The sequence below is a fragment of the Bacillus sp. NP247 genome (assembly GCF_018966865.1).
GTDB lineage: Bacteria > Bacillota > Bacilli > Bacillales > Bacillaceae_G > Bacillus_A.
Genome location: NZ_CP076653.1, coordinates 1195068 through 1220433, shown reverse-complemented (window position 1 = coordinate 1220433; position 25366 = coordinate 1195068). Strand labels below are relative to the sequence as shown.

The 25366-nt window shown below is 36.1% G+C and carries 27 protein-coding genes; 22 read left to right on the top strand and 5 right to left on the bottom strand.

The features are described from left to right. The first annotated feature begins 4 nt into the window (after window positions 1-4). Complete coding sequence (ctaG, locus tag KPL75_RS06270) at window positions 5-910, top strand: cytochrome c oxidase assembly factor CtaG (RefSeq protein ID WP_219919798.1); 906 nt, start codon at window positions 5-7, stop codon at window positions 908-910. A gap of 387 nt (window positions 911-1297) precedes the next feature. Then, window positions 1298-2296, top strand: coding sequence for a formamidase (locus KPL75_RS06265; protein ID WP_219919796.1), 999 nt, complete (start codon window positions 1298-1300; stop codon window positions 2294-2296). A 46-nt stretch (window positions 2297-2342) separates the two neighbouring features. Here the strand turns inward: KPL75_RS06265 and KPL75_RS06260 are convergent, their stop codons facing one another. Next, window positions 2343-2708 carry a YugN family protein gene (locus KPL75_RS06260; RefSeq protein WP_002066906.1) on the bottom strand — a complete coding sequence of 122 codons (366 nt, stop codon included), beginning with the start codon at window positions 2706-2708 and terminating at the stop codon, window positions 2343-2345. 208 nt (window positions 2709-2916) lie between these two features. Here KPL75_RS06260 and KPL75_RS06255 point away from each other — a divergent pair, with 208 nt between their 5' ends. The 6 genes from KPL75_RS06255 (at window position 2917) to KPL75_RS06230 (ending at window position 6493) form a co-directional block, all read left to right on the top strand. Further along, window positions 2917-3951: a CAP domain-containing protein gene (locus KPL75_RS06255; RefSeq protein ID WP_219919795.1), complete on the top strand. Its 1035-nt coding sequence runs from the start codon at window positions 2917-2919 to the stop codon at window positions 3949-3951. A gap of 234 nt (window positions 3952-4185) precedes the next feature. After that, entirely contained in the window at window positions 4186-4623 is a 438-nt protein-coding gene (locus tag KPL75_RS06250) for a YlbD family protein (RefSeq protein WP_219919793.1), read from the top strand. An 11-nt stretch (window positions 4624-4634) separates the two neighbouring features. Continuing rightward, on the top strand, window positions 4635-4880 hold the full coding sequence (locus tag KPL75_RS06245) for a YlbE-like family protein (protein WP_219919791.1): 246 nt from the start codon (window positions 4635-4637) through the stop codon (window positions 4878-4880). Window positions 4881-4957: 77 nt separating this feature from the next. Then, window positions 4958-5530: a histidine phosphatase family protein gene (locus KPL75_RS06240; RefSeq protein ID WP_219919789.1), complete on the top strand. Its 573-nt coding sequence runs from the start codon at window positions 4958-4960 to the stop codon at window positions 5528-5530. 116 nt (window positions 5531-5646) lie between these two features. Beyond that, on the top strand, window positions 5647-6099 hold the full coding sequence (locus KPL75_RS06235) for a YlbF/YmcA family competence regulator (RefSeq protein WP_219919787.1): 453 nt from the start codon (window positions 5647-5649) through the stop codon (window positions 6097-6099). A gap of 127 nt (window positions 6100-6226) precedes the next feature. After that, window positions 6227-6493, top strand: a complete 267-nt coding sequence (locus KPL75_RS06230) for a YlbG family protein (protein WP_002088292.1) — start codon at window positions 6227-6229, stop codon at window positions 6491-6493. Between the two features lie 55 nt (window positions 6494-6548). On the opposite strand, the gene KPL75_RS06225 is transcribed toward KPL75_RS06230, so the two are convergent. Then, window positions 6549-6938 carry a DUF7147 family protein gene (locus KPL75_RS06225; RefSeq protein WP_002014762.1) on the bottom strand — a complete coding sequence of 130 codons (390 nt, stop codon included), beginning with the start codon at window positions 6936-6938 and terminating at the stop codon, window positions 6549-6551. 515 nt (window positions 6939-7453) lie between these two features. On the opposite strand from KPL75_RS06225, the gene rsmD reads away from it, so the two are divergent. Both rsmD and coaD read left to right on the top strand, forming a co-directional pair. Next, on the top strand, window positions 7454-8020 hold the full coding sequence (gene rsmD, locus KPL75_RS06220; RefSeq protein ID WP_219919785.1) for a 16S rRNA (guanine(966)-N(2))-methyltransferase RsmD: 567 nt from the start codon (window positions 7454-7456) through the stop codon (window positions 8018-8020). Beyond that, on the top strand, window positions 8017-8508 hold the full coding sequence (gene coaD / locus KPL75_RS06215) for a pantetheine-phosphate adenylyltransferase (protein ID WP_002088286.1): 492 nt from the start codon (window positions 8017-8019) through the stop codon (window positions 8506-8508). The genes rsmD and coaD overlap by 4 nt, the downstream gene beginning before the upstream one ends. Here coaD and ylbJ read toward each other — a convergent pair. After that, window positions 8500-9729, bottom strand: coding sequence for a sporulation integral membrane protein YlbJ (gene ylbJ / locus KPL75_RS06210; RefSeq protein WP_219919783.1), 1230 nt, complete (start codon window positions 9727-9729; stop codon window positions 8500-8502). The two genes, coaD and ylbJ, sit on opposite strands and share 9 nt — an antisense overlap. A 112-nt stretch (window positions 9730-9841) precedes the next feature. On the opposite strand from ylbJ, the gene KPL75_RS06205 reads away from it, so the two are divergent. Further along, window positions 9842-10633: a patatin-like phospholipase family protein gene (locus tag KPL75_RS06205; protein WP_098778504.1), complete on the top strand. Its 792-nt coding sequence runs from the start codon at window positions 9842-9844 to the stop codon at window positions 10631-10633. After that, window positions 10626-11651 carry a SepM family pheromone-processing serine protease gene (locus KPL75_RS06200; RefSeq protein ID WP_219919782.1) on the top strand — a complete coding sequence of 342 codons (1026 nt, stop codon included), beginning with the start codon at window positions 10626-10628 and terminating at the stop codon, window positions 11649-11651. The genes KPL75_RS06205 and KPL75_RS06200 overlap by 8 nt, the downstream gene beginning before the upstream one ends. Before the next feature lie 26 nt (window positions 11652-11677). On the opposite strand, the gene KPL75_RS06195 is transcribed toward KPL75_RS06200, so the two are convergent. Further along, the gene (locus KPL75_RS06195) at window positions 11678-12859 is read right to left on the bottom strand and encodes a nucleotidyltransferase (protein ID WP_258237017.1); all 1182 of its coding nucleotides are present in this window, start codon (window positions 12857-12859) and stop codon (window positions 11678-11680) included. Between the two features lie 213 nt (window positions 12860-13072). Here KPL75_RS06195 and KPL75_RS06190 point away from each other — a divergent pair, with 213 nt between their 5' ends. The 3 genes from KPL75_RS06190 to KPL75_RS06180 all read left to right on the top strand — a co-directional run bounded on the left by KPL75_RS06190 (window position 13073) and on the right by KPL75_RS06180 (window position 14443). Next, window positions 13073-13573 (top strand): YceD family protein, encoded by a 501-nt coding sequence (locus tag KPL75_RS06190; RefSeq protein ID WP_219919781.1) that lies wholly within the window; start codon window positions 13073-13075, stop codon window positions 13571-13573. A 61-nt stretch (window positions 13574-13634) separates the two neighbouring features. Then, window positions 13635-13808 (top strand): 50S ribosomal protein L32, encoded by a 174-nt coding sequence (gene rpmF, locus KPL75_RS06185; protein WP_001984764.1) that lies wholly within the window; start codon window positions 13635-13637, stop codon window positions 13806-13808. Between the two features lie 128 nt (window positions 13809-13936). Beyond that, window positions 13937-14443 carry an RsfA family transcriptional regulator gene (locus KPL75_RS06180; RefSeq protein ID WP_219919780.1) on the top strand — a complete coding sequence of 169 codons (507 nt, stop codon included), beginning with the start codon at window positions 13937-13939 and terminating at the stop codon, window positions 14441-14443. A 33-nt stretch (window positions 14444-14476) separates the two neighbouring features. Here KPL75_RS06180 and KPL75_RS06175 read toward each other — a convergent pair whose 3' ends face one another. After that, window positions 14477-14950: an N-acetyltransferase gene (locus KPL75_RS06175; protein WP_219919779.1), complete on the bottom strand. Its 474-nt coding sequence runs from the start codon at window positions 14948-14950 to the stop codon at window positions 14477-14479. Window positions 14951-15245: 295 nt separating this feature from the next. Between KPL75_RS06175 and panE the strand changes: the two genes are divergently transcribed. The 7 genes from panE (at window position 15246) to KPL75_RS06140 (ending at window position 25360) form a co-directional block, all read left to right on the top strand. Beyond that, window positions 15246-16133 carry a 2-dehydropantoate 2-reductase gene (gene panE, locus KPL75_RS06170; RefSeq protein WP_219919778.1) on the top strand — a complete coding sequence of 296 codons (888 nt, stop codon included), beginning with the start codon at window positions 15246-15248 and terminating at the stop codon, window positions 16131-16133. A 79-nt stretch (window positions 16134-16212) separates the two neighbouring features. Next, window positions 16213-17829, top strand: coding sequence for a bacillithiol biosynthesis cysteine-adding enzyme BshC (gene bshC, locus KPL75_RS06165; protein WP_219919777.1), 1617 nt, complete (start codon window positions 16213-16215; stop codon window positions 17827-17829). A 366-nt stretch (window positions 17830-18195) separates the two neighbouring features. Next, entirely contained in the window at window positions 18196-19128 is a 933-nt protein-coding gene (rsmH, locus tag KPL75_RS06160; RefSeq protein ID WP_002014746.1) for a 16S rRNA (cytosine(1402)-N(4))-methyltransferase RsmH, read from the top strand. Between the two features lie 14 nt (window positions 19129-19142). Then, entirely contained in the window at window positions 19143-19505 is a 363-nt protein-coding gene (ftsL, locus tag KPL75_RS06155) for a cell division protein FtsL (protein WP_002014745.1), read from the top strand. Window positions 19506-19578: 73 nt separating this feature from the next. Further along, window positions 19579-21675, top strand: coding sequence for a penicillin-binding protein (locus tag KPL75_RS06150; RefSeq protein ID WP_219919776.1), 2097 nt, complete (start codon window positions 19579-19581; stop codon window positions 21673-21675). 81 nt (window positions 21676-21756) lie between these two features. Continuing rightward, the gene (locus tag KPL75_RS06145; protein ID WP_219919775.1) at window positions 21757-23673 is read left to right on the top strand and encodes a stage V sporulation protein D; all 1917 of its coding nucleotides are present in this window, start codon (window positions 21757-21759) and stop codon (window positions 23671-23673) included. Between the two features lie 211 nt (window positions 23674-23884). Continuing rightward, window positions 23885-25360, top strand: coding sequence for a UDP-N-acetylmuramoyl-L-alanyl-D-glutamate--2,6-diaminopimelate ligase (locus KPL75_RS06140; RefSeq protein ID WP_219919774.1), 1476 nt, complete (start codon window positions 23885-23887; stop codon window positions 25358-25360). Window positions 25361-25366 lie beyond the last annotated feature (6 nt).

Genomic DNA, 25366 nt, shown 5'->3' with positions numbered 1-25366 from the left:
GGAAATGGAAAACTTATGGGTATTTGGTTTTCAAGCTTTATGGAGTCCGATTTTTTTATTATTTATGATCTCGATTCTTATTAGTTATTTTTTAGTTATTGGACCATATAGAACGCGATTTGAAAATGCGACGAAGGTAAGTAAGAAGCAAATTTTTTATTTTACGACCGGGATTGTTCTTTTGTATTTTGTAAAGGGAGGACCTATTGATTTAATTGGTCATATTATATTTAGTGCACATATGCTTGAGATGGCAGTAATGTATATTGCGGTGCCTCCGTTATTACTGCTTGGTATACCCGTATGGTTATATCAATATATTACTTCTTTTAAGTTCGTTCAAATTGTGCTAAAGGTTTTTGGAAAGCCGCTTATTGCGTTGTTGGTATTTAACGGTCTGTTTTCCTTTTATCATTTGCCAGTTGTTTTTGATACAGTAAAACAAAGTCAAATAGCGCATCCTATTTGCCTTGCTATATTGTTTTTTGCAGCAATGATGATGTGGTGGCCGATGTTAAATCCGCTACCAGAATATCAAACTTTAAGTGATATTAAGAAGCTTGGTTATATGTTTGCTAACGGTATTTTATTAACGCCAGCTTGTGCGTTAATAATTTTTGCGACTGCACCATTATTTGCAACATATACAGATCCGGCCGCTTGGATGAAGGCAATGGAGCTCTGTGTACCGGCGGGGACCTTATCAGATTTAAATATAACTGGACCAGAATTTTTACATTGGATGCCGGTAGTAGAAGACCAACAAACAGGCGGTATCATTATGAAAATTGTCCAGGAAATAGTGTACGGTACGATTATCGGTTATGTGTTCTTTAAATGGGCACGTAGAGAGCGTGAAAAGGATAAAGAGCAGTTGCAAGAATTGCCGCCGTATTTACAGACTAAGTAAAAAAAGTGTATGGGATTGCATACACTTTTTTCTTCTTTGGTTTTAGCTAATTATAAAAGATTGAATTTTCAAACTTTTTATGTTAAGTTAGTGTAGGCATGTACTAAAGTGGATATAAAACTTACTACTAGCTTTAATACGTAATAATTCCATATGTAGTACAAGTTTTTTAGAGAATTACAAATTTATCCCGCATTAACGGGCAGTAAGACTCCCACCTCGAAATTTGGCGACTGCGAGGGAGTTAGGTGGGAGATCAACTACCCGTAAAAGCCCGATTGGTGTAGGCTAATAATCAGTGGGGGATGGACAAAACCCCCACTGATTAAAGTTTCACTTTATATTGTTATCTTTAATAAACATGAACTATTTTAAGGGGGAATTTAAATGGGTAGTAGTGGAAGCATGGTAAAGCCGATTAGTGGTTTTTTAACAGCGTTAATTCAATATCCAGTACCGGTAGTAGAGTCGCGTGCAGACATTGATAAACAAATTAAACAGATCATAAAAACAATTCATTCAACGAAATCAGGTTATCCTGGATTAGAATTGATAGTATTTCCCGAATATAGTACACAGGGGCTCAATACAAAAAAATGGACTACAGAAGAGTTTTTATGTACAGTTCCTGGACCAGAAACAGACTTATTTGCTGAGGCATGTAAAGAATCTGAAGTATATGGTGTTTTTTCTATAATGGAAAGAAATCCTGATGGTGGAGAACCGTATAATACAGCAATTATTATTGATTCACAGGGTGAAATGATTTTGAAGTATCGTAAGTTAAATCCTTGGGTGCCAGTCGAACCTTGGAAAGCTGGAGATTTAGGCTTACCTGTTTGTGATGGACCTGGAGGAAGTAAATTAGCTGTTTGTATTTGTCATGATGGCATGTTCCCTGAAGTAGCCCGTGAAGCGGCCTATAAAGGTGCAAATGTCTTGATTCGTATTTCCGGATATAGCACACAAGTTAGTGAACAATGGATGTTAACTAATCGTTCAAATGCATGGCAAAATTTAATGTATACATTGTCAGTGAACTTAGCGGGTTATGATGGTGTATTTTATTACTTTGGTGAAGGACAAGTATGTAATTTTGATGGGACTACTTTAGTGCAGGGACACCGAAACCCTTGGGAGATTGTTACTGCCGAAGTATATCCAGAGCTAGCAGATCAGGCTAGATTAGGATGGGGTCTCGAAAATAATATATATAATTTAGGTTCAAGGGGATATGTAGCGACTCCTGGTGGGGTGAAAGAAAACCCGTATACGTTTGTAAAAGATTTAGCTGAAGGTAAATATAAGGTTCCTTGGGAAGATGAGATTAAAGTAAAAGATGGATCCATTTATGGGTATCCAATCAAAAAGACGATTCATTCTTAGGTAAGAGAAATAGAACAAGCGCATCGATATGATGCGCTTGTTCTATTTACTCAATAATTTGAAATTCTTTCAACTCTTTTTCAATATTTTGTAGGAGTTGTTCGCTTTTTTGAAGTACATTCGTTGGAAAAATCTCATCATCTCCATATTCAACGCCATGAGGATAATAATGTTTTCCTAATAAGGGTGGCAATAGTTTTACTTGGGCGTGTCTGCCGCCGATGTCACCTTCAACAGCAAATCCTTGTACACGTAAATAATAAATATCCTTTAATATTTCAAATTTATAATCATATGTAACGCGTTCGTAATCCCATTGTCCAGCAAGTACAAAATGATTGTTTTCCATAATCTCAGTTAAAAGAGTTAAATCAACGACTGCATCATTAAAGTTTGTATTTGTAAATTGCATAGAATACCTCCTTCTTTTAATGTTAGTTCATTATTTTTATAATAGTATGAATAATAAGAAAGTGCAATTCATATTGCGAGAAAAGGGATAATCCAGACTTTTTTCGTGAAAATATGATATAGTGAAAAGAGTACGGTACACACAAAAAAAGGAAAAAAAAGGATTTGTGTATATCTCGATTTTATGCTTTGTTCAGGAGGTATATCGTTTGAAGAAATTATTGCGTATCGTAATGATTACATTTTTAATTTTAGCTGTTGATTTATACGGGAAGTTACTCGTGTCACAATATATATTAACCCCATCTCACTCTAAGCAAGAAAATAAAATTGTGAAAAAGAAGAAGCAAGTAAATGAAGAATCCACAGACACTGTTTTAAATATGATTGGTGGGGACTCTGAGAATTTATTAGCAAAGTGGGGCGAACCATCTCGAATAGAGCCATCTGCTTATGGATATGAATGGTGGGTGTATAATCAAGATTTAGCTCAGTATGTTCAATTTGGAGTTGCTGAACGTAAAGTTGTAACGGCGTATGTTGCTGGTGAGCAAGTTAAGGTGGCTCCCTATTATATAAATGAAAAGTATGAAGAGGTATATAAAAAGAATCCACTTTCACATGAGATATCATTAAAAAGAGGAAAGAATAGTTATCAATTTGAGTTATCTGATACGGAAGTAATGGAACAACCGCTAGTACCTGTAGAAGATGGATGGGCACAATTATATTTTGATCACTTTACGCATGAACTTGTTGGTCTTCGTTATATGGATGATGAAACGTTATTACGACAAAGACCATATCAACTTGTTTATTCAGGTGAATTAATAGCGGAACAGCCGCTGACGCCAGAAAAAATGAAGCAAGTAGAAAATGGAAATATGCAGCAAATTCTCGATTTAACAAATATTATTCGAAGTCGTCATCAATTACCGTTGTTAACATGGGACCAACAAACTGCAACTGTTGCATTTGGCCATAGTAAAGATATGAAGGATAATAATTATTTTTCGCACGATTCACCTACTTTTGGTACGTTAGGAGATCGTTTGCAACGTGGGCAAGTGGCTTTTCAACTTGCTGGTGAGAATATAGCGGCGCAACATAGTGATGGAATTGCGGCGGTACAAGGTTGGTTAAATAGTGAGGGTCACAGAAAGAATTTATTAAATGAACAATTTACTGGATTAGGTGTTGGGGTATATGATAAATTTTATACTCAAAACTTTATCCGAAAATAAAATGAAACTTTAATCAGTGGGGGCATCCTTCACTGATTATTAGCCTTCATCAATCGGGCTTTAACGGGCAGTAAGACTCCTGCCTAATTTCTGCGTATTCGTAGAAGTTTAAGGTGGGAGTCTTACTGTCCACAAATAGGGAGAAAAAAAGGTGCATGAATCGTCTAAAAATAGGCGAACCATGTGCCTTTTTTTTCTTACAATATAGTAGATATACATGGAGAGGTGAGGATTATGCCAATAACAAAAGGGCCGTTACATCCATCGGTTCAACAGTTTAAAGAGTTTGTGAACCATCACCCTAAAATGGTTCATGAGGTTAGAAGTGGTCAAAAAACTTGGCAGCAATTTTATGAAGAATGGTACTTACTTGGTGAAGAAGATCAAATATGGACAGCGTATAGACCTGATGGAGCACCTGCTTTTTCTTCGATAAAAGAAAGTAAAGAAGAAAAAGAAAATCGAACAGAAGAGGAAAAAACTGCTGATGTGATGGGGCAAATGCTTTCTTTCTTTAAAAAGCTAGACGTAGAACAAATGCAACATCATTTAGCAAATGTAACGAGTGCGATTGGTAGTGTGCAACAAGTTATCCAACAATTTCAAGGGAACCGTGCGCAGCAAGAACAAAGTACTTCTGAAAATAATCCTTTTTTCTTTCAAAAGGACTAGGGGGAAAGAGGATGAGAGCGGAAATTATGGAGTTTATAAAAGCTGATGAGGATTTAGCTAGCTATATTCGGGAACAGCCATACTGGTACCGGAAATTGACGCGTAACCCAGAAGAAAAAGAAGCTTTTGAGTTAGCTGCCATGCAGCATTTCAAAAAAACGATACCAGATAAAGTGGAAAAATTTCAAAATCAATTGGCCGTTGCTTCAATTATGATTGATATGTTCCAGTATATGAAGCAGCAAAATACGACGTAATTGGAAGGGAAAACTATGTCCGTTATGCAAAACTTTTGTTACAATAGAATCGGATTATTTAAAAAAGGAGTTGCAGCATGACGGAAATTTGTTTAGTACGACATGGACAAACTGATTGGAACTTTCAAGAGATTATTCAAGGGCGCGAAGATATTCCACTCAACGAAGTTGGGAAGAAGCAAGCGAGTCAAAGTGCAGCTGCCTTGCAAGCGGAATCGTGGGATGTAATTATAAGTAGTCCGTTAATTAGAGCGCAAGAAACAGCTAAGGAAATTGCTGGGGCTATTGGATTACCATCTATTTTATTAGATGAGCGATTTATGGAACGTAATTTTGGGGAAGCTTCTGGGAAACCAGTTGCGTCCGTTAGAGAGTTAATTGCAGAAGGTAATATAGAAGGAATGGAGCAGGATGAAGAAATTGTAGAGCGCTGTTTTACAGCTTTACAAGAGGTTGCAGCAGCACATGGAGATAAACGTATTATCATTGTTGCGCATTCACATGCAATAAAAGCTATTTTACATGCAATTGCACCAGATGAAATTACATTTAAAACGCCGTTGAAAAACGCATGTATTAGCTACGTGAAAGAGAATAGCGGGAAATGGGATGTTCTTAAATATAATATTGCGAAGCATATTAGTGTATAAGAGTGCAAGGGGATTGTATGAAAAGTAGTTAGAATCATATCTTTCTTTTAGGTGAGACACTTCAATTAGTAGTTCTGTTCCAAATGTGTTATGATGAATATTCGGAGGTGTCTCTCATGATTGTAGCGACGCTGGAAAGCGTATTGATTTTAGATAAGGCAGAGCAGCTTGCAAAAGCGATCATCTGTTCAGATATAGCAGAAGATTACCGTAAGTATTATAAGGATTTACAAGAAGATATAGAAGTTCAGACGTTAATTCAGCAATTTACAGCGATGAAAGAGCGATACGAAGAAGTGCAACGTTTTGGTAAATATCATCCTGATTATACTTTCGTTTCGACGAGAATGAGGGAATTAAAGCGTTCAGTAGATATGCATGATAAGGTTGCAGCCTTTAAAAGAGCAGAAACTGCTTTACAAAAGTTATTAGATGAAGTTAGTGTAGCAATTGGTTCTGAGGTGTCTCCTTCCGTTAAAGTTCCAACAGGAAATCCATTTTTTGATGCGGGTGGCTGTGGCGGTGGTTGTGGTACCGGAGGCGGTTGTGGTTGTAAAAAAACAGGGTAATTTACCCTGTTTTTTAGAATATAGAAGAAAACGTATACAGAGTTTGTCCTTTAATGTCATAAATTTTTGATTGGTTTTCATAAAATATAAGAATATAAGTTTTTAAAAGGAGAAGATGGAGAAGATTATGTTCGGGCAACGACAAAGTATGATTGTTTATTTACATTCATTGAAACATGCCAAGATTTTAAGGAAATATGGTAACATTCATTACATATCAAAACGTTTGAAATATGCCGTTGTATATTGTGATATGGAACAAATTGAGCATATGATGCAAAAATTGAATAAACTTCCTTTTGTAAAAAAAGTAGAACAGTCGTATCGCCCATTTTTAAAAACGGAATTCGAAAATTCGCGTCCTGATCGGGCAAAAGAATACGATTATAGCTAAGTAAAAAAATCCCCTGCTAAATTTAGCAGGGGATTTTTTTACTTGAAATAACGTGTTATTTCATTGGAGGAATGAAATTGTTCATTCGTAAAATACCAATTAGATGATTAAAAAATAGTTCTTTTTCAGGGAAAGTTGTTGATGGTTTTACAGTAAAGGGAGTAACTTTTTTCCCTATTTGTTCCGCCATTTCTTCAAATAAAACGACACGTTTACTTTTTTTATTTTCAAGTACAGGAATGCCTTCACGACATATGTATAATGGTTGGAAATCACCAGTAGTTGTCGGTTTTAGTATTACAACAAGTGAACACACTTTTTTTTCGTTTTTTACAGTTTCGAATTGTAACATATGTGTTACACGTTCTTGGTTTGTTTTGGCAATTTCAAGTAATTCATATAAGTCAGAGTAGCCTTCTCCGAGTTCTATAAAGCGTTGAATCATATTTTTTCCTCCTCTTTCTTTTACTGTACCACCTCACTTTTTAAATGAAAAGTAGACAAATAAAAAAACCCTGCAAAGCAGGGCCCTTCTAATACTAGTATGTACTAGTAAGAAGGCAAAGGGAGAGGAGAAACCGGAGGAAGAACTTATGGGGAAACGTAAGTCTTCTCCGCGGTTGGCAACAACATCGAAGATGATGTTGTTATATTTATTTATGTCCAATCTGAATGAAGATATACATAATGAAATTAAAATTTATGTTAGGCTTTTTATTTTTCTTTTTTTTATTTTATGATAGGATAAAAAAGGTAAAGTGGAACTGATGTGCATAAAGGGTTTTTGTTCGCAAATAGTGAGATGAATATGCAAGAAATAGCGAACGGTTATTTTAACTAAAGTTATCTATAGGTTAAGTAACGAATTAGTGAAGAATTGTATGGTTTGGTAGCGGTTACTGACTTGAGATGGATTTACTGTAATCGCTCGATAGATTGAAATAAAGGTAGTGACAACAGATGAGAGTAGTTTCAGGAAAATGTAAAGGGCACCCACTTAAAGCGGTACCTGGTAATACAACACGTCCAACGACAGATAAAGTGAAAGAATCTATTTTTAATATGATAGGTCCTTATTATGATGGTGGTATCGCTCTTGATTTATTTGGTGGTAGTGGTGGTCTTGGAATTGAGGCCATAAGTAGAGGGATTGATAAAGCGATTTTTGTTGACCGAGATAGTAAAGCGATAAAAGTCATTCATCAAAATTTAGAAAGCTGTAGAATACAAGAACAAGCTGAAGTGTACCGAAATGATGCGGAACGTGCGGTAAAGGCGCTTGTAAAGCGTGAAATATCATTCGATCTTATACTAATAGATCCTCCATATAAAGGTCAAAAAATTGTGTCTTTAATTAGTGTGATGGATCAACATGGATTGTTAAATAAAGATGGAATCATTATGGCAGAGCATGGGGATGACGTGGTTTTACCTGATTCTATAGGAGAACTTGTAAAAGTACGAGCAGAAAACTACGGGATTACAGCAATTTCGATTTATAAGTATGAAGGTGAGGGGACAGAATGACAAGTATAGCTATTTCTTCAGGGAGTTTTGATCCAATTACCCTTGGACATTTGGATATTATTAAAAGGGGAGCAAAAGTATTTGATGAAGTGTATGTAGTTGTTTTAAACAATTCATCAAAAAAACCATTCTTTTCGGTAGAAGAACGCCTAGAGTTAATTCGAGAGGCGACAAAGGATATTCCGAATGTAAAAGTTGATTCACATAGTGGATTATTGGTGGAATATGCAAAAATGCGTAATGCAAATGCAATATTACGTGGTTTGCGAGCGGTTTCTGATTTTGAATATGAGATGCAAATTACGTCAATGAATCGAAAATTAGACGAAAGTATCGAAACCTTCTTTATTATGACGAATAATCAATATTCATTTTTAAGTTCAAGTATTGTGAAAGAAGTTGCGAGATATGGGGGAAGTGTAGTAGACCTTGTTCCTCCGATTGTAGAGCGTGCTTTAAAAGAAAAGTTTCAAACCCCGTTAAAGTGAACGGGGTTTTTCTTTATAAATGCGTAAAAACAATAAGATAACATATAAATATAAACAAAATAAGGTGAAGATTGGTCCGTAGTGTATAAATGATGTCCAAATATCAGTTAGTGTATAAGAATGATTCAATAAAAATACGGGAAGATCTTCTTGCGTAGGCGAGAAAGAATGAACTTTTTCATAAAATGGTCCCCAAAATATAAAAGTGAAAATAGGAGCGAGAATACTTTGGATAATTCGAGCTAAAAAATATGGTTTAAAGCGGATATCTGTCTCCGCTAATATGCTTGCTACTTGTGCCTGAATAGAAAGGCCGCTGAATGCTAAAATGAAGCTTGTTACCATCGCTTGTTGAAGAAGTGTTGATTCATTAATTTGACTAATCATTTGGCTTCCAAGCGTCATTTCAAAAATACCGGATAATATCGGAATACTAAAATGGGATGTAAGTTGGAAGAATGATAAAATATGTTGCATAATAAAAGAAAGCGCTTCTGTAATTTGGAAAACAGTAATCATTTTATTTAAAACAGAGAATAAAATAATAAACCCACCAATCATGAGCAATGTTTGAATAGAAGAAACAATAGCGTCACCGAGTAGTTTTCCGATTGGTCTTTTTTCTTGCATACGTGCTTGGTGGAGGATGGAAAAAGGGTTTTGAAAGGCACGCTTTTGATTCGTATGTTTGTCTTTTATGTAAGTATCGTTATTACCATAAAAGCGCATAAGTAATCCGACGATAAAGTTACTTATATAATGTGCTGCTGCTAATACGAGCCCTAATTTCGGATTATTGAAAAAACCAATAGAAACCGCTCCAAAAATAAAAAGTGGATTAGAAGAATTTGTGAAAGATACGAGCCGTTCCGCTTCAATTTGTGTTAGTTGATTGCTCTTGCGTAGTCTAGCGCTTAATTTGGCGCCAGCGGGAAATCCTGAAGCCATTCCTATTGCCCAAACAAACCCACCTACCCCTGGAACACGAAACAGTGGACGCATTAGTGGTTCTAATATAACGCCGATAAATTTTACCACACCGATACTGATTAGAAGTTCTGCAATGATGAAAAACGGTAGTAGTGAAGGGAATACAACTTCCCACCATATATTTAACCCGCGAATTGAAGCTTGCAAAGCATCTTGGGGGTGAAGTACAAGAGAAAAGGTTAAAAACAACATTGATATGGTAAGAAAAGCAGTTTTCCATTTTTCGTACATGTAAGAAAATCCCCCTTTGTCCCAAAAACGTTCATTTCAGTATACGTGGATATGTGGTGAATTTAGACCATAAGTATGAAAAAGGAATGAAAAAAATTAAAGGGTGAGAAAAATGAAGGAACCAAAAATCGGTTTAGCACTTGGATCCGGAGGTGCAAAAGGTTTTGCTCACATAGGGGTAATAAAAGTGTTAAGGGAAGCTGGTATCCCTATTCATATGGTAGCAGGTAGTAGTATAGGAGCGCTAATTGGTACATTTTATGCAGCGAGTTGTAACGTTGAAAGACTGTATAAATTGGCAGCTGTTTTTAAAAGGAAATATTATTTGGATTTTACAGTTCCTAAAATGGGATTTATTGCTGGAAAACGTATTAAAGATATGATTAAAATGTTTACATATAATAAAAATTTAGAAGAGTTAGATATCCCGACTGCTGTTGTGGCTACTGACATTTTGAAGGGGGAAAAAGTTGTTTTTACAAGTGGTCCGATTGCGGAGGCGGTTCGAGCTAGTATATCTGTGCCAGGGGTGTTTGTTCCAGAAAAAATAGATGGCCGCTTATTAGTGGATGGAGGGGTAATTGACCGTATTCCCGTATCGGTTGTAAAAGATTTAGGTGCTGATATTGTTATTGCTGTTGATGTATCTCCAATTAAGGTGAATGGAGAGGTTACATCGATTTATGATGTGATTATGCAAAGTATTGAAATTATGCAACATGAACTTGTGATGAACCGGCAAATAGCATCAGATTTAATGATGCGGCCAGCCGTAGAACAATTTAGTTCGCGTGCTTTTACACATATTGAAGACATCATTCGGGTCGGAGAAGTGGAAGCAGAAAAACACATTTCAAACATTTATTTACTAATTGAGCAGTGGAAGGAGAAACATAATGTTTAAGCGTTTTCGGTTTATATATGCAATTTTAATAGGGGTTATATTGGCGATGCTACTTGTTTATGTGCGTTTGCCGTATTATGTGACAAAACCAGGTATGGCGGCGAAATTAGCGCCATACGTTCAAGTAGATGGTGGAACGAAAGAGTCTGGTGATTTCATGCTTGTCACTGTCTCAATGGGACCTGCCAATGTGGTGAACTTAATTGCTGCGCAATTTAATAAATATACACACATTTCGAAGGCGGAAGAAATATTGCAAAAAGGTGAGAGTGATGAAGAATATCAATTTCGCCAAAATTATGCAATGAAAGATTCGCAAAATGCAGCGATCTATAACGCATATAAACGTGCAAATCGCTCTGTTTCTTTTGAAAATAAAGGAGTACTAGTGGCTGGTGTAGCAAAGGGTATGCCGTCAGAAGGAAAGCTTAAGCTTGGAGATGTTATTATAGCTGTCGATGGAAAAACATTCGACAAGACGGAACAATTTATTGAGTATATGACAGGGAAAAAAGAAGGGGATGCAGTAAATATTGAATACAAGCGGGGCGGAAAACAGTTTAAAGAAAATTTAAATGTAAAGACGATTCCTAATGGGAATGGGCGCGTCGGTATAGGGGTCTCTATCGTTACGGAAAGAGAGTTAGTAGTAGATCCGAAAGTGAAAATTGATTCCCATGAAATAGGGGGACCATCAGCGGGGTTAATGTTTACACTAGAAATTTATAATCAGCTCGTTGAAGAAGATTTAACAAACGGGCATGAAATAGCTGGAACAGGTACAATCAATGATAAAGGAGAAATTGGTCCAATTGGTGGTATTCAGCAAAAAGTAGTAGCTGCTAGTGATGCGGGAGCTGAAGTGTTTTTTGCGCCAAATGAAAAAGGTGTAGAGAAATCGAATTATAAAGATGCTCTTGAGGCTGCGAAAGATATTAAAACAAAGATGAAAATTGTACCGGTGGACACACTGGATGATGCATTAACGTATTTGGAAAAAATGGGTAAAACAAAGTGAACCTCTCTGAAGAAGAGAGGTTTTTTTTATAGAAATTTTTTCGTTATTTCATCATAACGAATTGGATGATGCGTTGCGTCTTGTTTTAGCAGTTGTGTCCGCAAAGGTTCTTGCATTATGGAGAAATATACAGCATTTGATTTTCGTTCTATGTCTAAAGTTGGATGTTCGAATGTTTTTGTATGAGTAAGGATTGGAAGTTCTATTTTTTTCTTATTTCTAGAAAGATAAGTTTGTCCCTTTTGTGACATTCCGAGAAGACGGATATACGGGGCATGTTGCTCTATATTTGCTTTGTGTATTTCTTCCTTCGTTGTATTTGTTAAAATATGTGTACAAGCTCTTTGCAATCTAGTCCATGTATAACGTTTTGTTTTTAATGCTTCCATGAATGAATAGAAAGATGAACTGTTTTGTATTTTTGATAAAATACGATGCTCTAAACCTTCTTCCATTTCATATATATGTTGTAAGTCCTCTGAAGACATCGTCATAAGTTTGTATTTAAAAAATGAAAAGTATTTTTCCCAGTTATGTAACGTCCCGTAGTTTTGCTTGTAGTTTTCTAAAAGAGAAGCAGTTATTTTTGGGATAAAAGGCTCAATAGTTGTAGAGGAACTGTTTTCATTAAATAGCTGTTTGCGAATACTTGTTGCACTTGCAATATGTTGATCATGAAATGTTTCATCATGATAATGAGAGGCGAATCTTTTTATAGTTTGTGCTTGCATGGAACTATTTTGTAAGAGAATTGCTTTAATGTACTGTAAGCCTAAAATGTTATTTGGTTGTGACATATCTACGTTTTTTTCGGGTGGTAAGATGTGTAGAAAGGCTTCAGATGTAGCTTTTGCATAACTATTACCTGCATTCATAAATTGCTTCACAAGACGATTAAAAGTCTCTTCTTCATTTTTTTGTATAGCGATGGTAGTGTAGAAATTTTCAGTTTGTCCATCTTCACTGCCGAAACAAATGTCAGAAACACCAAGGGCGTTTAAAATCGAAATTGCGCCATTTGCGAAAGTTTCGGCCTTTTGTGTTGCGAATGCATAAGGAAGCTCCACAACAAGGTCTACGCCGTTTGTTAAGGCCATTTTAGTACGATACCATTTGGAGATGAGTGCGGGCTCACCACGCTGTAAAAAAGGACCGCTCATAACGGCGATAATAATATCAGACTGTGTTAACTTTTTTGTTTGTTGCACATGATAAGCATGACCGTTATGAAAAGGGTTATATTCAACAACAATACCACTGGATTTTATGGTAATCTCTCCTTTCGATGTAGCATCTTTTTGGAAAACGTGATAATCTATATATTATTTCCTATGATGACTTCATTATAGTGTAAAGAAAAAACATTGACAAATATAAAATGGCTAGCTATAATTTTGTTTGTTGCCTTGAGGTGATATGATATGAAATGGTCCATCCATCAATTGAATAAATTGAGAAATAAAGGATTGACATTAAATGAAATGGTAGATGTAAGTGAGCTAAAAGAGGTCGAGAAAGATATTCGTGAAATTAATCCTGTTCATGTAACAGGAAGAGTTGATTTTGGCTCCGGTAAGTTTACGTTTCATCTACATATAACTGGAAACATGGTTTTACCATGTTCTCGCTCTTTAGTAGATGTGACATTACCATTTGACATTAAAACAACTGAGGTGTTCCAAACTTCAGAAGAAGAATTTGAAACAGAAGCTGAAATTCATTGTTTAGAAGGAGAAGTACTTGACTTACTGCCCGTAATCAAGGAAAATATACTTTTGGAGATTCCAATGCAAATTTTCAGTGATGATGTTTCTGATGGAGCACCGATGCAAGGTCAAGACTGGCAAGTGATTTCGGAGGAAAACAAAGAAAAGACTGTTGATCCAAGATTAGCAGGACTTGCAAAGTTTTTTGACAAATAATCGGAAGACTGGTTTAGGCCTTCATATGAAAATAACTATTTCTTTTAAGGAGGTGGGAAGAATGGCTGTACCTTTTAGAAGAACTTCTAAAACAGTAAAAAGAAAGCGTCGTACGCATTTCAAATTATCAGTACCTGGTATGGTAGAGTGCCCAAGCTGTGGTGAAGCGAAATTAGCTCACCGTGTATGTAAAGCATGCGGTACTTACAAAGGTAAAGAAGTAATCAGCAAGTAATTGCGAAAAATAAACGTAGAAGATATCTTCTACGTTTATTTTTTTTGTCTTATTCTTTATTTGTTGTATTCTATCTTTTCTAGTAACTGCATATGCTTAATAAAAAATGCATAGGGAGGACTAGAGAGATGGCGACAACAAGACAAGATGCTTGGATTGATGATGAAGATTTGCTTCTGGCAGAAGTAGTACTCCGGCATATTCGTGAAGGTGGAACGCAACTTTCTGCTTTTAAAGAAGTGGGGAGGCATTTGTCTCGTACACCTGCAGCTTGTGGATTTAGGTGGAATTCTTACGTTAGAAAGCAGTATAAAGAACGTATTGAAGAAGCAAAGCAACTTCGTAAGGTAGAAAATTATGAAGTGAAAGAGACAACCGTAGTAGAGCCAAAATCTATTACGTTGAATGATGTTATTGAATTCTTGCGAAATTATAAAGATGAAAGCTCTTTAATGGTGTTGCAACAACAAATCGAATCGTTACAAACAGAGAAAGAACGTCTTCTGGAGCGATTATCAGTATATGAGGAAGAATATAGAACATTACTTGACTATATCGATCAAAAAAGAAGTGTAATGGTAGCAGAAAGAAATGGTGCTCGCTCGAATGGAGAATTAGAAAAATTAAAGAAATAAAAAACAGCTGTTACGCAGCTGTTTTTTTATTTCTTATGCAGATTCTTCGTTTGTAATCGCATTCGAATTTGTTTCTGGATGCCAAATATAAAAATCACCATTAGTTACTGATACTGGCTGGAAACTTAATTTATCCCAAAAACCAGCTGACTGGATACGTGCTATCGTTTTAATTGGGAATTGTAGTTGTTTCGCATAATTAACAAGCATTTGTCCGAATCCTTGTTTTTGAAAAGTCGGCAATACTTCAAGTTTATAAAGTTCTAGGTAAGTACCTGTAATTTCAAATGGTTCTCCACCGTTCCTTTTCATATATAGACTCATACGTGCGATTAGCGATCCTCCATAATAAATACCGTAAAATGGAGACTCACTATCATTTTCAATAATGTTTGCTTGTAATTCTTCCAGCATGGATAGTTCTTGAGCTCCGCACCCTTTAAATTTTTTAAATTCATCTAATGTTTTATAATTGATGAGCAAGCGTTCGACTTTTGGGAATCCCATTACATCACATCCTTTTCTTATCTTGTTGAATGCAGAAAAGTTAAAATATTTATAATAATATTATAACTCATTTTTTAATTTTTATGAAGAAGATAGAATATTTCTTTCATTATTTTTTTGAGGATTTGCTAAACTAAGAATAGAACTATGTATATAGGTAGTATATACATAGTGAAAGAAGAGGTTGCGTTTGTTAAAAGATAATTGAACCCTCAACTATGTAATTGTAATTTAATAAGATGTAAAGGGGGAAGGGCAAGGGAACTTATATCACTTGTTAATATGAGTTCTTTGTGTGAAGATGAAAATTGGAATTGTTGGACCGGGAGCTATTGGTCTCCTATACGCATTTTATTTACAAAAAAGCAATCAAGATGTTACGTTGTTTACAAGAAGCGCTAAGCAAGCAGAAGAATTAAACTTAACGGGTGTAACTTGTATTAGGAATGGAGAACGTGAAACAGTATTTCCGTCTATTTTACCGATAGAAAGTATGCTGGATAAACAGTTAGATTATACATTTATTGCTGTAAAGCAATATCATATAACTGATATATTACCTTTTGTGCAGGGAGAATCGTCATTAATCTTTTTGCAAAATGGAATGTCACATCTTCACGTTATGCAAAAAATAGGAAATGAACGTATAGCAGTCGGGATTGTGGAGCATGGTGCAAAAAAAGAGGATGGACATACAGTTCATCATGCTGGAATAGGTGTTACAAAGTTTGGTGTAGTGCGTGGTCAATCTAGTTGTTTTAAAAAGGTATTTAATTGTTTTCCTTGTGATTATTTTCCGATTCAGATAGAAGATGATTGGAAGGGGATTATGCGTAATAAATTAGTAGTCAATGTATGTATTAATCCATTGACGGCATTATTGCGGGTTGAGAACGGAGAGTTAATTTCAAATCCGTTTTTTTATCAAATGATGGAGCGAGTATTTCAGGAAGTTGCATTTCTTATTAAAGAAGAAGATAAGGAAATGGTATGGCAAATGGTATGCCAAGTATGTGAAAAAACATCTCATAATACTTCATCTATGTTAGCGGACGTAAGAGCGAATAGACAAACGGAAGTTAATGCGATTGTTGGATATGTACTAGAAGAAGCTAAGGAACAACACCGATCTGTTCCGACACTTCGATTTTTGTTCAATGCAATAAGAGGAATGGAATTATAAGTGTTTTTCTTTGCTTTTACGTGAAACATTGACTACAATGTGGGTTGGTGAGAGAACAGGATACGAAAGGAAGAATTATATGGAGATAAAAGAAATCTCTGTTCCGCTACAAGGTGTTGTAGCGGACTATATGAACGGTAAAAAAGAGATACAGTCATGTTTTGATTATCTGTTAACGGAGGATGCTTTTAAACAGCGTTTACATGATTTACGTGAGAGAGAGTATTTCCGTCAAGATTTAGTGACGCATTTATTAGAATATAATACACAATTGCAAGCGGGAGAAGTTACAATTCAAAATATAAAAGCGCTTGAAGATGAAAATACATATGTTGTTATAGCTGGACAACAAGCTGGGTTATTAACTGGTCCGCTTTATACAGTGCATAAAATTATTTCAATTTTACAGCTTGCAAAAGAACAAGAAAAGAGCTTAGGGATTCGGGTTGTTCCTGTCTTTTGGATTGCCGGTGAAGACCATGATATGGATGAAATTAATCATACATTTGTAACGAAAAATAAAAAAATAAAAAAGACCATTTTTCATGATCGTTATCCGAAAAAGGCAAGTGCTTCTGAGTCTGAGATTTCTATTGAAGACTGTAGAAAATGGGTCGAAGAGATTTTTAAAACATATCCGGAAACGAATTTTACAAAGGATGTATTACAATTTATTGATGATGCTTTAGGTAAATCGCATACATATGTAGATTTCTTTGCACGCCTTATTACGAAAATGTTCGCAAATTCTGGTTTAATTCTTGTAGATTCACATCATCCTGCATTAAGAAAATTAGAAGTACCGTTTTTACAACAAATTATAAGTAAATATAAAGAAATTCAAGTAGCACTTCATAATCAACAGGAAGTAATTAAGGAATTAGGATTTAAACCGATTATTGAAACGAAGACAAATGCAGTGCATATATTTATGGAAATTGATAATGAGCGAGTATTGCTTGAAGAGAATCAAGGGAAGTTTATTGGAAAAGATGGAGTGCATTCATTTTCGTATGAAGAATTGATGGAAGAGATGGAAAGAAGTCCAGAACGTTTTAGTAATAATGTTGTAACGCGCCCTCTTATGCAAGAATATGTGTTTCCCACGTTAGCGTTTATTGGCGGTCCGGGGGAGTTAGCTTATTGGAGTGAATTACAACAAGTGTTTCATACGGCCGGTTTCCAAATGCCACCTGTCGTTCCGCGTCTTACGATTACTTATATGGAGCGAGATATAGCGACAGATTTATATGATTTAGATTTGCAAGAGATTGATCCATTTCTAAATAATATAGATAATCTGCGTGACGATTGGCTTTCTAATCAAATAGAGGAACCGATAGACGAGCGATTTATAGAAGCGAAAAAAGAAATAATGGATATTCATACATCATTACAACAATTCGTGAAAAAAATAGATCCAGGGTTAAATGAGTTTGCTGGGAAAAATGAACTGAAAATTAATGAGCAAATTGAACTGTTAGAAAGAATGTTGAAAAGAAATGTTGAGAAGAAACATGAGGTTCAACTAAATAAATTCCGTCGTTTACAATTTGCGCTTCGTCCATTAGGAGCACCGCAAGAACGTGTGTGGAATGTCTGTTATTATTTAAATCAGTTCGGTCTTGATTTTGTTGATCGGGTAATGGAACAATCTTTTTCGTGGGACGGAAAACATCATGTAATAAAACTATAGAATCTTGCTCTTTTGAGCAGGATTTTATTTTTATTCTGTTGAATTAACTGTGAAGTGAAATATTTCTGAATTATCCATCTTATGTTAATGTAATGAATCGCTATGTATCAGGTATATATATATGACAAAATAGCACAAAATGTAAACGGATTAATATCTTTTTCGACAGGTTTTTGTTTAAATTCCCGCAAAAAATGATAAAATTTAGTATATAATAAAATAAAATAGCGATTTGTATAGCATGCTACCTTGTTGGAAGTTAAATGAGTCGTTCTTTATTAGCATTTCATCCTCTAGTAGTAAATTATGTTTGTAGAGTGAGAAATGTATTTAACATAATTAATTGGAAAAAGAGTAGGTGCAGCAATGTTCAAACACGTAACAGTACTTTTGAAAGAAACAGTAGATGGCTTAGATATAAAGCCGAGTGGTACATATGTAGATTGTACACTGGGTGGAGGAGGACATAGTTCTTATTTATTATCTCAGCTAACAGATGGTGGAAAATTAATAGCATTTGATCAAGATGAAATAGCGATTCAAAATGCGAAGGAAAAATTTTCTTCTTATGGTGAACAATTTGTAACAGTGAAGAGCAACTTCCGTTATTTATCTGAAAAACTACATGAATTAGGTATCACAGAAGTAGACGGGATTTTATTCGATTTAGGTGTTTCATCCCCACAATTAGATACACCAGAGCGTGGCTTTAGTTATCATCATGATGCACCGTTAGATATGCGGATGGATCAAGATGCCCCATTAACAGCATATGATGTTGTGAACAGCTGGTCATATGAACAACTCGTAAGAATTTTCTTCCAATACGGCGAAGAAAAATTTTCAAAGCAAATAACAAGGAAAATTGAAGCTTATCGCGAGAATAAGGCTATTGAAACGACAGGAGAATTAGTGGAATTAATTAAAGAAGGTATTCCAGCTCCGGCACGTAGAACAGGTGGACATCCTGCGAAGCGAGTATTCCAAGCGATTCGTATCGCTGTAAATGATGAATTAAAAGTATTTGAAGAAGCGTTGGAATCTGCAATTGATATGGTCAAGCCTGGTGGAAGAGTTAGTGTTATAACATTCCATTCTTTAGAAGATCGTATTTGTAAAACGACGTTTAAGCGAAATAGCACAACACCGCAATTACCACAGGGACTACCGATTATTCCGGATGAATTTAAGCCGAAATTAAAGCTTATTACAAGGAAACCGATTTTACCTTCTGACATTGAATTAGAAGAAAATAATCGAGCGCGTTCTGCGAAGTTGAGAATCGCTGAAAAACGATAAAAGGAGAGAGAGGTATGACTAATTTAGCTGTAAAGTATAAACAACAGGCGCAAGAAGAGGTACAAATTCAAGCGCCACCACAGCAGATGGTTAAGCCAAAAGTTAAAACGAAAATTACAAGAATTGAAAAGCTATTGTACGTAACGTTTATTGGATTTTTATTATATGCCTGTGTAGCTTTTATTGGGAATAAAGCGGGCTTATATCAAGTTAATGTAGAAGCAGCGACGATAGAAGAACAAATTGTGAAAAAACAAAAGGAAAATCAAGAATTGCAGGCTGAAGTAGAGAAGTTAAGTCGCTATGAACGTATCGCTGAAGTTGCAAAAAAACACGGGCTAGAAATTAATGCGAATAATGTGAAAGGCCTAAAGTAAGGCAAGTAGGTGTGAAGAAAAGATGAAGAGAAATATGACCAAATTTCATACCAATAAGGGAGCAGGTTATTTTATGATATTTTTCCTCCTGCTCTTTTTGCTGTTATTAGCCCGATTTTTTTACATACAAGTAACAGGAACAGTGGACAATCATGATTTAAAGAAACTTGCTGAGCAGAAACATAGTAAAAAGGGAGTTCTCGAAGCGAATCGAGGAACAATTTATGATCAAAATGGTCATGTCCTAGCACAAGACGCAAATTCCTATAAAATGGTAGCGGAATTAAAAGGTGCTAAGCCTGTTGAGGATAAAGAGGATACTGCAAAGAAAATCGCTGGAGTACTTGGAACGGGCGAAGATGCGATCTTAGCCGCTTTAAATAAAGATAGAAGTCAAGTGGAATTTGGAACATTAGGTAGGGGCTTGACGAAAGAAAAGAAAGAACAAATAGAAGCATTGAAATTGCCAGGAATCTCTTTTATCACCGAAAATGCGAGAGTGTATCCAAACGGTGATTTCGCATCTTACGTCATAGGGCATGCGAAACCTGATGAGAATGGAATCGCAGTAGGTCAATTTGGCCTAGAAAAGAGTTTGGACAAGTATTTAGGTGCTTCTAATGGTGAGGTAGCTTATACAGGGGACCGTAAAGGTGTATCTCTTGACGGTGGGAAAGTGAATGTAAAGGCACCTAAAAATGGAGATAATGTGTATTTAACGCTTGACCAACGTATTCAAAGTTATTTAGAAGACGCAATGAAAGAAGCGAGTAAACATTATGAACCAGAAAATTTAATTGGAATTGTTGCGGATCCAAAGACGGGGAAAATATTAGCGATGTCTAGTAAACCTGGTTATGATCCGAACCAGGGAAAGATGAATTATTATTATAACGATGCAATTGCAAATGCATTTGAACCGGGATCAACAATGAAGATTTTCACATTAGCGGCGGCCATTAATGAAGGTGTATACAATGGACAAGACTTTTATCAGTCTGGTACATATCAAGTTGGTAATCGCAAAATAAAAGATCATAACGGCGGTGCTGGATGGGGTTCTATTACTTTTGATGAAGGGGTAGAGCGCTCTTCAAACGTAGCGTTTGCAATTTTAGGTGATCAAAAACTTGGTCCAGATCGTTTCCGGAAATATATTCATAATTTTGGATTAGATGAAAAAACAAACATTGATTTACCTAGTGAAGGGTCAAATACAATTTTATTTGATCAACAAATACAACAAGTAACAACAGCATTTGGACAAGGTTCTACAGTTACACCAATTCAACTTGTACAAGCTGCAACAGCGATTGCAAATGATGGGAAAATGATGAAACCTTATACAATTGATAAAATTGTGGATCCAATAACAGGTAAAGTACAGCTAGAGCATAAACCAGAAGAAGTAGGAAAACCTGTTACCAAAGAGACAGCAGCGCAAGTAAGGCAATTACTAGAACGTGTTGTTACATCACCGAAAGGAACAGGGACTGCATATAAAATTGATGGGTACTCAGCCGGGGGGAAAACAGGTACAGCGCAAATTCCTGACGGGAAAGGTGGCTATATGACAGGAAGAGAGAATTATATATTCTCATTCTTAGGTATGGCACCGATGGACGACCCACAACTTGTTGTGTATGTGGCCGTTAAACAACCAAAATTAAAAGATGATGAAAACGGGGCTAAACCTTTAGCTGATATCTTTAAATATGTAACGAAAAATAGTTTAGAGTATTTAAAGATTAAGCCAAATGAAGTAAAGGATCCGAAGAAATATGTGAAAGAGCAACAAACTGTCGTTCCGGATGTAACAGGAAAAACGATGGATGAAGCGAAAAAAGCAATTGATAAAGCAAAACTTCGTCCAATTGTATTAGGTGAAGGGAAAGTACAGCAGCAAGTGCCAAAAGCAACTGAACAAACATTAAAAGGTGATCGAGTCTTCTTAGTAGGAGATAAGCCTACAATGCCAAATATACAGGGATGGGCACTGCGTGATGTTATGAATTTAGCAAAAACATTAAAGCTTAACTTAAAACCTTCTGGTACAGGATATGTAACGGAACAAAGTGTGGCGGAAGGAACATTGTTGCAACCTGGTACAGAACTAGGTGTAACACTCGTACCACCACTTGAGCCACAGCAAGAAGCAGAAAAGCCATAATGGTAATAGGGAAGAAGTTCTAATTGAATAAGTACAAGCATATATTGGAACAAGCTAGGCGTAAGGGAGGCTTGTTCCAATATGCGTGTATCAAATGTAACAGTTAGGAAACGACTTATTTTTATACTTATATCGGGTATACTCATTTTCACCATCATCGATATTCGTCTTGGATATGTGCAATTTTTTCTTGGAAATATGTTAACAGATCGTGCGAAGGATTCATGGAGTCGTAATATTACTTTTGAACCAGAGCGAGGGAAGATTTTAGATCGAAATGGTGTGGAGCTTGCTACGAATAAAAGTGCACCGACCGTCTTTGTTGTGCCGAGGCAAATTGAAAAACCAGCAGAGACTGCAGAGAAGTTAGCTGCAGTATTAGGTGTGGAAAAAGATGATATTTATACGCGGATTACAAAAAAAGAGTCGATTGTAAGGCTTGATAAAGGCGGAAGGAAAATATCGCATGACAAAGCGAAAGAAGTACGCGGATTAAGTTTAAAGGGTGTGTATATCGCTGAGGATTCTATCCGGTACTATCCATTCGGTAATTTTTTATCACACGTATTAGGATTTGCGGGCAGTGATAATCAAGGGCTTATGGGACTAGAGAAATATTATGATAAAGAGTTAAATGGTGATAAAGGTCATGTGCGATTTTTTGCAGATGCGAAAGGACAGAGAATGCCTAACGTTGGAGATGATTTCAAAAAACCAGAAGCCGGCTTGAATTTAGGGTTAACAATTGATTCCCGCATTACGAGGATTATGGAAAGAGAAATGAATATTGCGGAATCGACGTATAATCCCGACGGTATGATAGCAATTGCAATGAATCCGAAAAATGGTGAAATTTTAGGTATGTCAAGTCGGCCAAGTTTTGATCCAGCAGATTTTCAAAGTGTTTCTCCCGAAGTATATAACAGAAACTTACCTGTATGGAGTACGTATGAGCCGGGGTCAACATTTAAGATTATTACATTAGCTGCAGCCTTGAATGAAAATTTGGTAGACTTAGAGAAAGATACGTTTTATGATGATGGAGCAGCTGAAGTTGGTGGAGCTAGATTGCGGTGTTGGAAAGCTGGAGGCCATGGTAGCCAAACGTTTTTAGAGGTAGTTCAAAACTCTTGTAACCCAGGATTTATTGAACTCGGTGATCGTCTTGGTAAAGATCGATTGTTTAAATACATTCGCAATTTCGGATTTGGACAGAAGACCGGAATTGACTTACAAGGTGAAGGTAGCGGGATTTTATTTAATTTAGATAAAGTTGGTCCAGTCGAGCAAGCGACGACTTCATTTGGGCAAGGTGTTTCTGTTACACCGATTCAACAAGTAGCAGCTGTAGCGGCCGCTGTAAATGGAGGAACTTTGTATCAGCCATATATAGCGAAGGAATTTATTGATCCGAAGAATAATCAAGTGGTCAGCAAAAAGACACCTGTTGCGAAAAGGGAAGTTATTTCCAAGGAAACTTCAGAGAAAGTTCGTTACGCATTAGAGAATGTTGTAGCGAAAGGTTCTGGTAAAGGAGCTTACATTGATGGATATCGTGTAGGTGGAAAAACTGGAACTGCTCAAAAGGTAAAAGACGGAAAATATTTAGATAATAACTACATTGTATCATTTATCGGTTTTGCTCCAGCCGACGATCCGCAAATTGTTGTTTATGTAGCAGTGGATAACCCAAAAGGAGTCACTCAATTTGGTGGAGTTGTAGCAGCACCTATTGTTGGGAATATTCTTCGTGACGCACTTCCTGTAATGGGAGTGGAACCAAGAAAAGAGCAAGTTGAGAAAGAATATAAATGGGGCGATACACCAACTGTGGAAGTTCCAAATTTAATTGGTATGAAAAAGAAAGATTTACAAACGCAACTTGTAGACTTGAAGCTTGATATAAGTGGTGATGGTGGGAAAGTAATTAAACAATCACCAGAAGCAGGAGCTAAAGTAAAAGAGGGTTCAAAAGTTAGAATTTACTTCGGGAATTAAAGGTAACTGATTGTGTTTTATGGTACAATTGGTGGAAGTGAGTTTTTTATAGGAAAATTGCTTTATTTGAGACGATAAGTGTCTCATTAATAAATAAATCTATTGATTAGACTATAGTAGCACTTACCTCCTATTTTTATATAACTTAGGAGGTAACGTGTTACTTGCTAAAATAAGAGATAAATAAACAATGTAGAGAGGGTTTAGTGAAATGAAGTTGCATACACTTTTATCATGTTTGCATGATTTTCCAGTTTTTCCAACAGAAAATCCAGAAATAACATCTATTGAAGCGGATTCACGTAAAGTGAAAGAGGGAAGCTTATTTATATGTATGAAAGGATATACGGTTGATAGCCATGACTTTGCTAAGCAAGCAGCCGCACAAGGAGCGGCTGCTATTGTTGCGGAAAGACCAATTGATGTTGACGTTCCAGTTGTACTTGTGAAAAATACTTTTCGTTCGCTAGCGGTTTTAGCTGATTATTTTTATGGCCAACCAACACACAAGTTACATTTAATCGGTATTACAGGTACAAATGGAAAGACAACAACATCGCATATTATGGATGAAATTATGCGCGCACATGGTCATAAAACAGGGCTAATTGGAACGATTAATATGAAAATCGGTGATGAAACATTTGAGGTGAAAAATACAACACCAGATGCACTAACACTTCAACAGACGTTTTCAAAAATGGTTGAACAAGGTGTGGATAGCACAGTAATGGAAGTTTCGTCTCATGCTTTAGATCTTGGCCGTGTACACGGGTGCGATTACGATGTTGCAGTATTTACGAATTTAACACAAGATCATTTAGACTATCATAAAACGATGGAAGAATATAAACATGCGAAAGGGTTGCTTTTTGCACAGCTGGGCAATAGTTATCATCATAATCGTGAAAAATACGCTATATTAAACAGTGATGATCCAGTAGCAGAGGAGTATATGAGAAGTACAGCAGCTACTGTTGTAACATACGGTATAGATGTTGCAAGCGACATTATGGCACGAGATATCGTAATGACGAGTGGTGGTACAACATTTACACTTGTAACACCGTATGAAACTGTAAATGTTACGATGAAATTAATTGGTAAGTTTAATGTATACAACGTGTTAGCTGCTACAGCAGCAGGTCTTGTTTCAGGAGTGAGCTTACAAACAATTATTGATGTAATTAAAGAGCTTGCTGGCGTTCCTGGACGTTTTGAAGTTGTTGATGGTGGACAAAATTACACAGTTATTGTTGACTATGCACATACACCTGATAGCTTAGAGAACGTACTAAAAACAGCAAAACAGTTTGCAAAAGGTGATGTATATTGTATCGTTGGTTGCGGTGGAGATAGAGATAGAACGAAAAGACCAATAATGGCAAGTGTTGCAACCGAATATGCAACTCATGCAATTTACACATCGGATAATCCAAGAAGTGAAGATCCGAAGGCTATTTTAGATGATATGGTAAATGATGCAAATGGGAATAATTATGAAGTAATTGTTGATCGAAAAGAAGCGATACGTTCCGCTATCTCGAAAGTGAAAGCAGAAGATATTATTATTATTGCTGGTAAAGGGCATGAAACGTATCAAATTATTGGTAAAGAAGTTCATCATTTTGACGATCGTGAAGTTGCTAAAGAAGCAATCACGGAGCGTTTAAACAACGAAGTGTAACAGCAT

Coding starts and splice junctions, on each gene's coding strand:
- ctaG (WP_219919798.1), top strand. CDS start 5: ATGGAAAACTTATGGGTATTTGGTTTTCAAGCTTTATGGAGTCCGATT.
- KPL75_RS06265 (WP_219919796.1), top strand. CDS start 1,298: ATGGGTAGTAGTGGAAGCATGGTAAAGCCGATTAGTGGTTTTTTAACA.
- KPL75_RS06260 (WP_002066906.1), bottom strand. CDS start 2,708: ATGCAATTTACAAATACAAACTTTAATGATGCAGTCGTTGATTTAACT.
- KPL75_RS06250 (WP_219919793.1), top strand. CDS start 4,186: ATGCCAATAACAAAAGGGCCGTTACATCCATCGGTTCAACAGTTTAAA.
- KPL75_RS06245 (WP_219919791.1), top strand. CDS start 4,635: ATGAGAGCGGAAATTATGGAGTTTATAAAAGCTGATGAGGATTTAGCT.
- KPL75_RS06240 (WP_219919789.1), top strand. CDS start 4,958: ATGACGGAAATTTGTTTAGTACGACATGGACAAACTGATTGGAACTTT.
- KPL75_RS06235 (WP_219919787.1), top strand. CDS start 5,647: ATGATTGTAGCGACGCTGGAAAGCGTATTGATTTTAGATAAGGCAGAG.
- KPL75_RS06230 (WP_002088292.1), top strand. CDS start 6,227: ATGTTCGGGCAACGACAAAGTATGATTGTTTATTTACATTCATTGAAA.
- KPL75_RS06225 (WP_002014762.1), bottom strand. CDS start 6,938: ATGATTCAACGCTTTATAGAACTCGGAGAAGGCTACTCTGACTTATAT.
- rsmD (WP_219919785.1), top strand. CDS start 7,454: ATGAGAGTAGTTTCAGGAAAATGTAAAGGGCACCCACTTAAAGCGGTA.
- coaD (WP_002088286.1), top strand. CDS start 8,017: ATGACAAGTATAGCTATTTCTTCAGGGAGTTTTGATCCAATTACCCTT.
- ylbJ (WP_219919783.1), bottom strand. CDS start 9,729: ATGTACGAAAAATGGAAAACTGCTTTTCTTACCATATCAATGTTGTTT.
- KPL75_RS06205 (WP_098778504.1), top strand. CDS start 9,842: ATGAAGGAACCAAAAATCGGTTTAGCACTTGGATCCGGAGGTGCAAAA.
- KPL75_RS06200 (WP_219919782.1), top strand. CDS start 10,626: ATGTTTAAGCGTTTTCGGTTTATATATGCAATTTTAATAGGGGTTATA.
- KPL75_RS06190 (WP_219919781.1), top strand. CDS start 13,073: ATGAAATGGTCCATCCATCAATTGAATAAATTGAGAAATAAAGGATTG.
- rpmF (WP_001984764.1), top strand. CDS start 13,635: ATGGCTGTACCTTTTAGAAGAACTTCTAAAACAGTAAAAAGAAAGCGT.
- KPL75_RS06180 (WP_219919780.1), top strand. CDS start 13,937: ATGGCGACAACAAGACAAGATGCTTGGATTGATGATGAAGATTTGCTT.
- KPL75_RS06175 (WP_219919779.1), bottom strand. CDS start 14,950: ATGGGATTCCCAAAAGTCGAACGCTTGCTCATCAATTATAAAACATTA.
- bshC (WP_219919777.1), top strand. CDS start 16,213: ATGGAGATAAAAGAAATCTCTGTTCCGCTACAAGGTGTTGTAGCGGAC.
- rsmH (WP_002014746.1), top strand. CDS start 18,196: ATGTTCAAACACGTAACAGTACTTTTGAAAGAAACAGTAGATGGCTTA.
- ftsL (WP_002014745.1), top strand. CDS start 19,143: ATGACTAATTTAGCTGTAAAGTATAAACAACAGGCGCAAGAAGAGGTA.
- KPL75_RS06150 (WP_219919776.1), top strand. CDS start 19,579: ATGATATTTTTCCTCCTGCTCTTTTTGCTGTTATTAGCCCGATTTTTT.
- KPL75_RS06145 (WP_219919775.1), top strand. CDS start 21,757: ATGCGTGTATCAAATGTAACAGTTAGGAAACGACTTATTTTTATACTT.
- KPL75_RS06140 (WP_219919774.1), top strand. CDS start 23,885: ATGAAGTTGCATACACTTTTATCATGTTTGCATGATTTTCCAGTTTTT.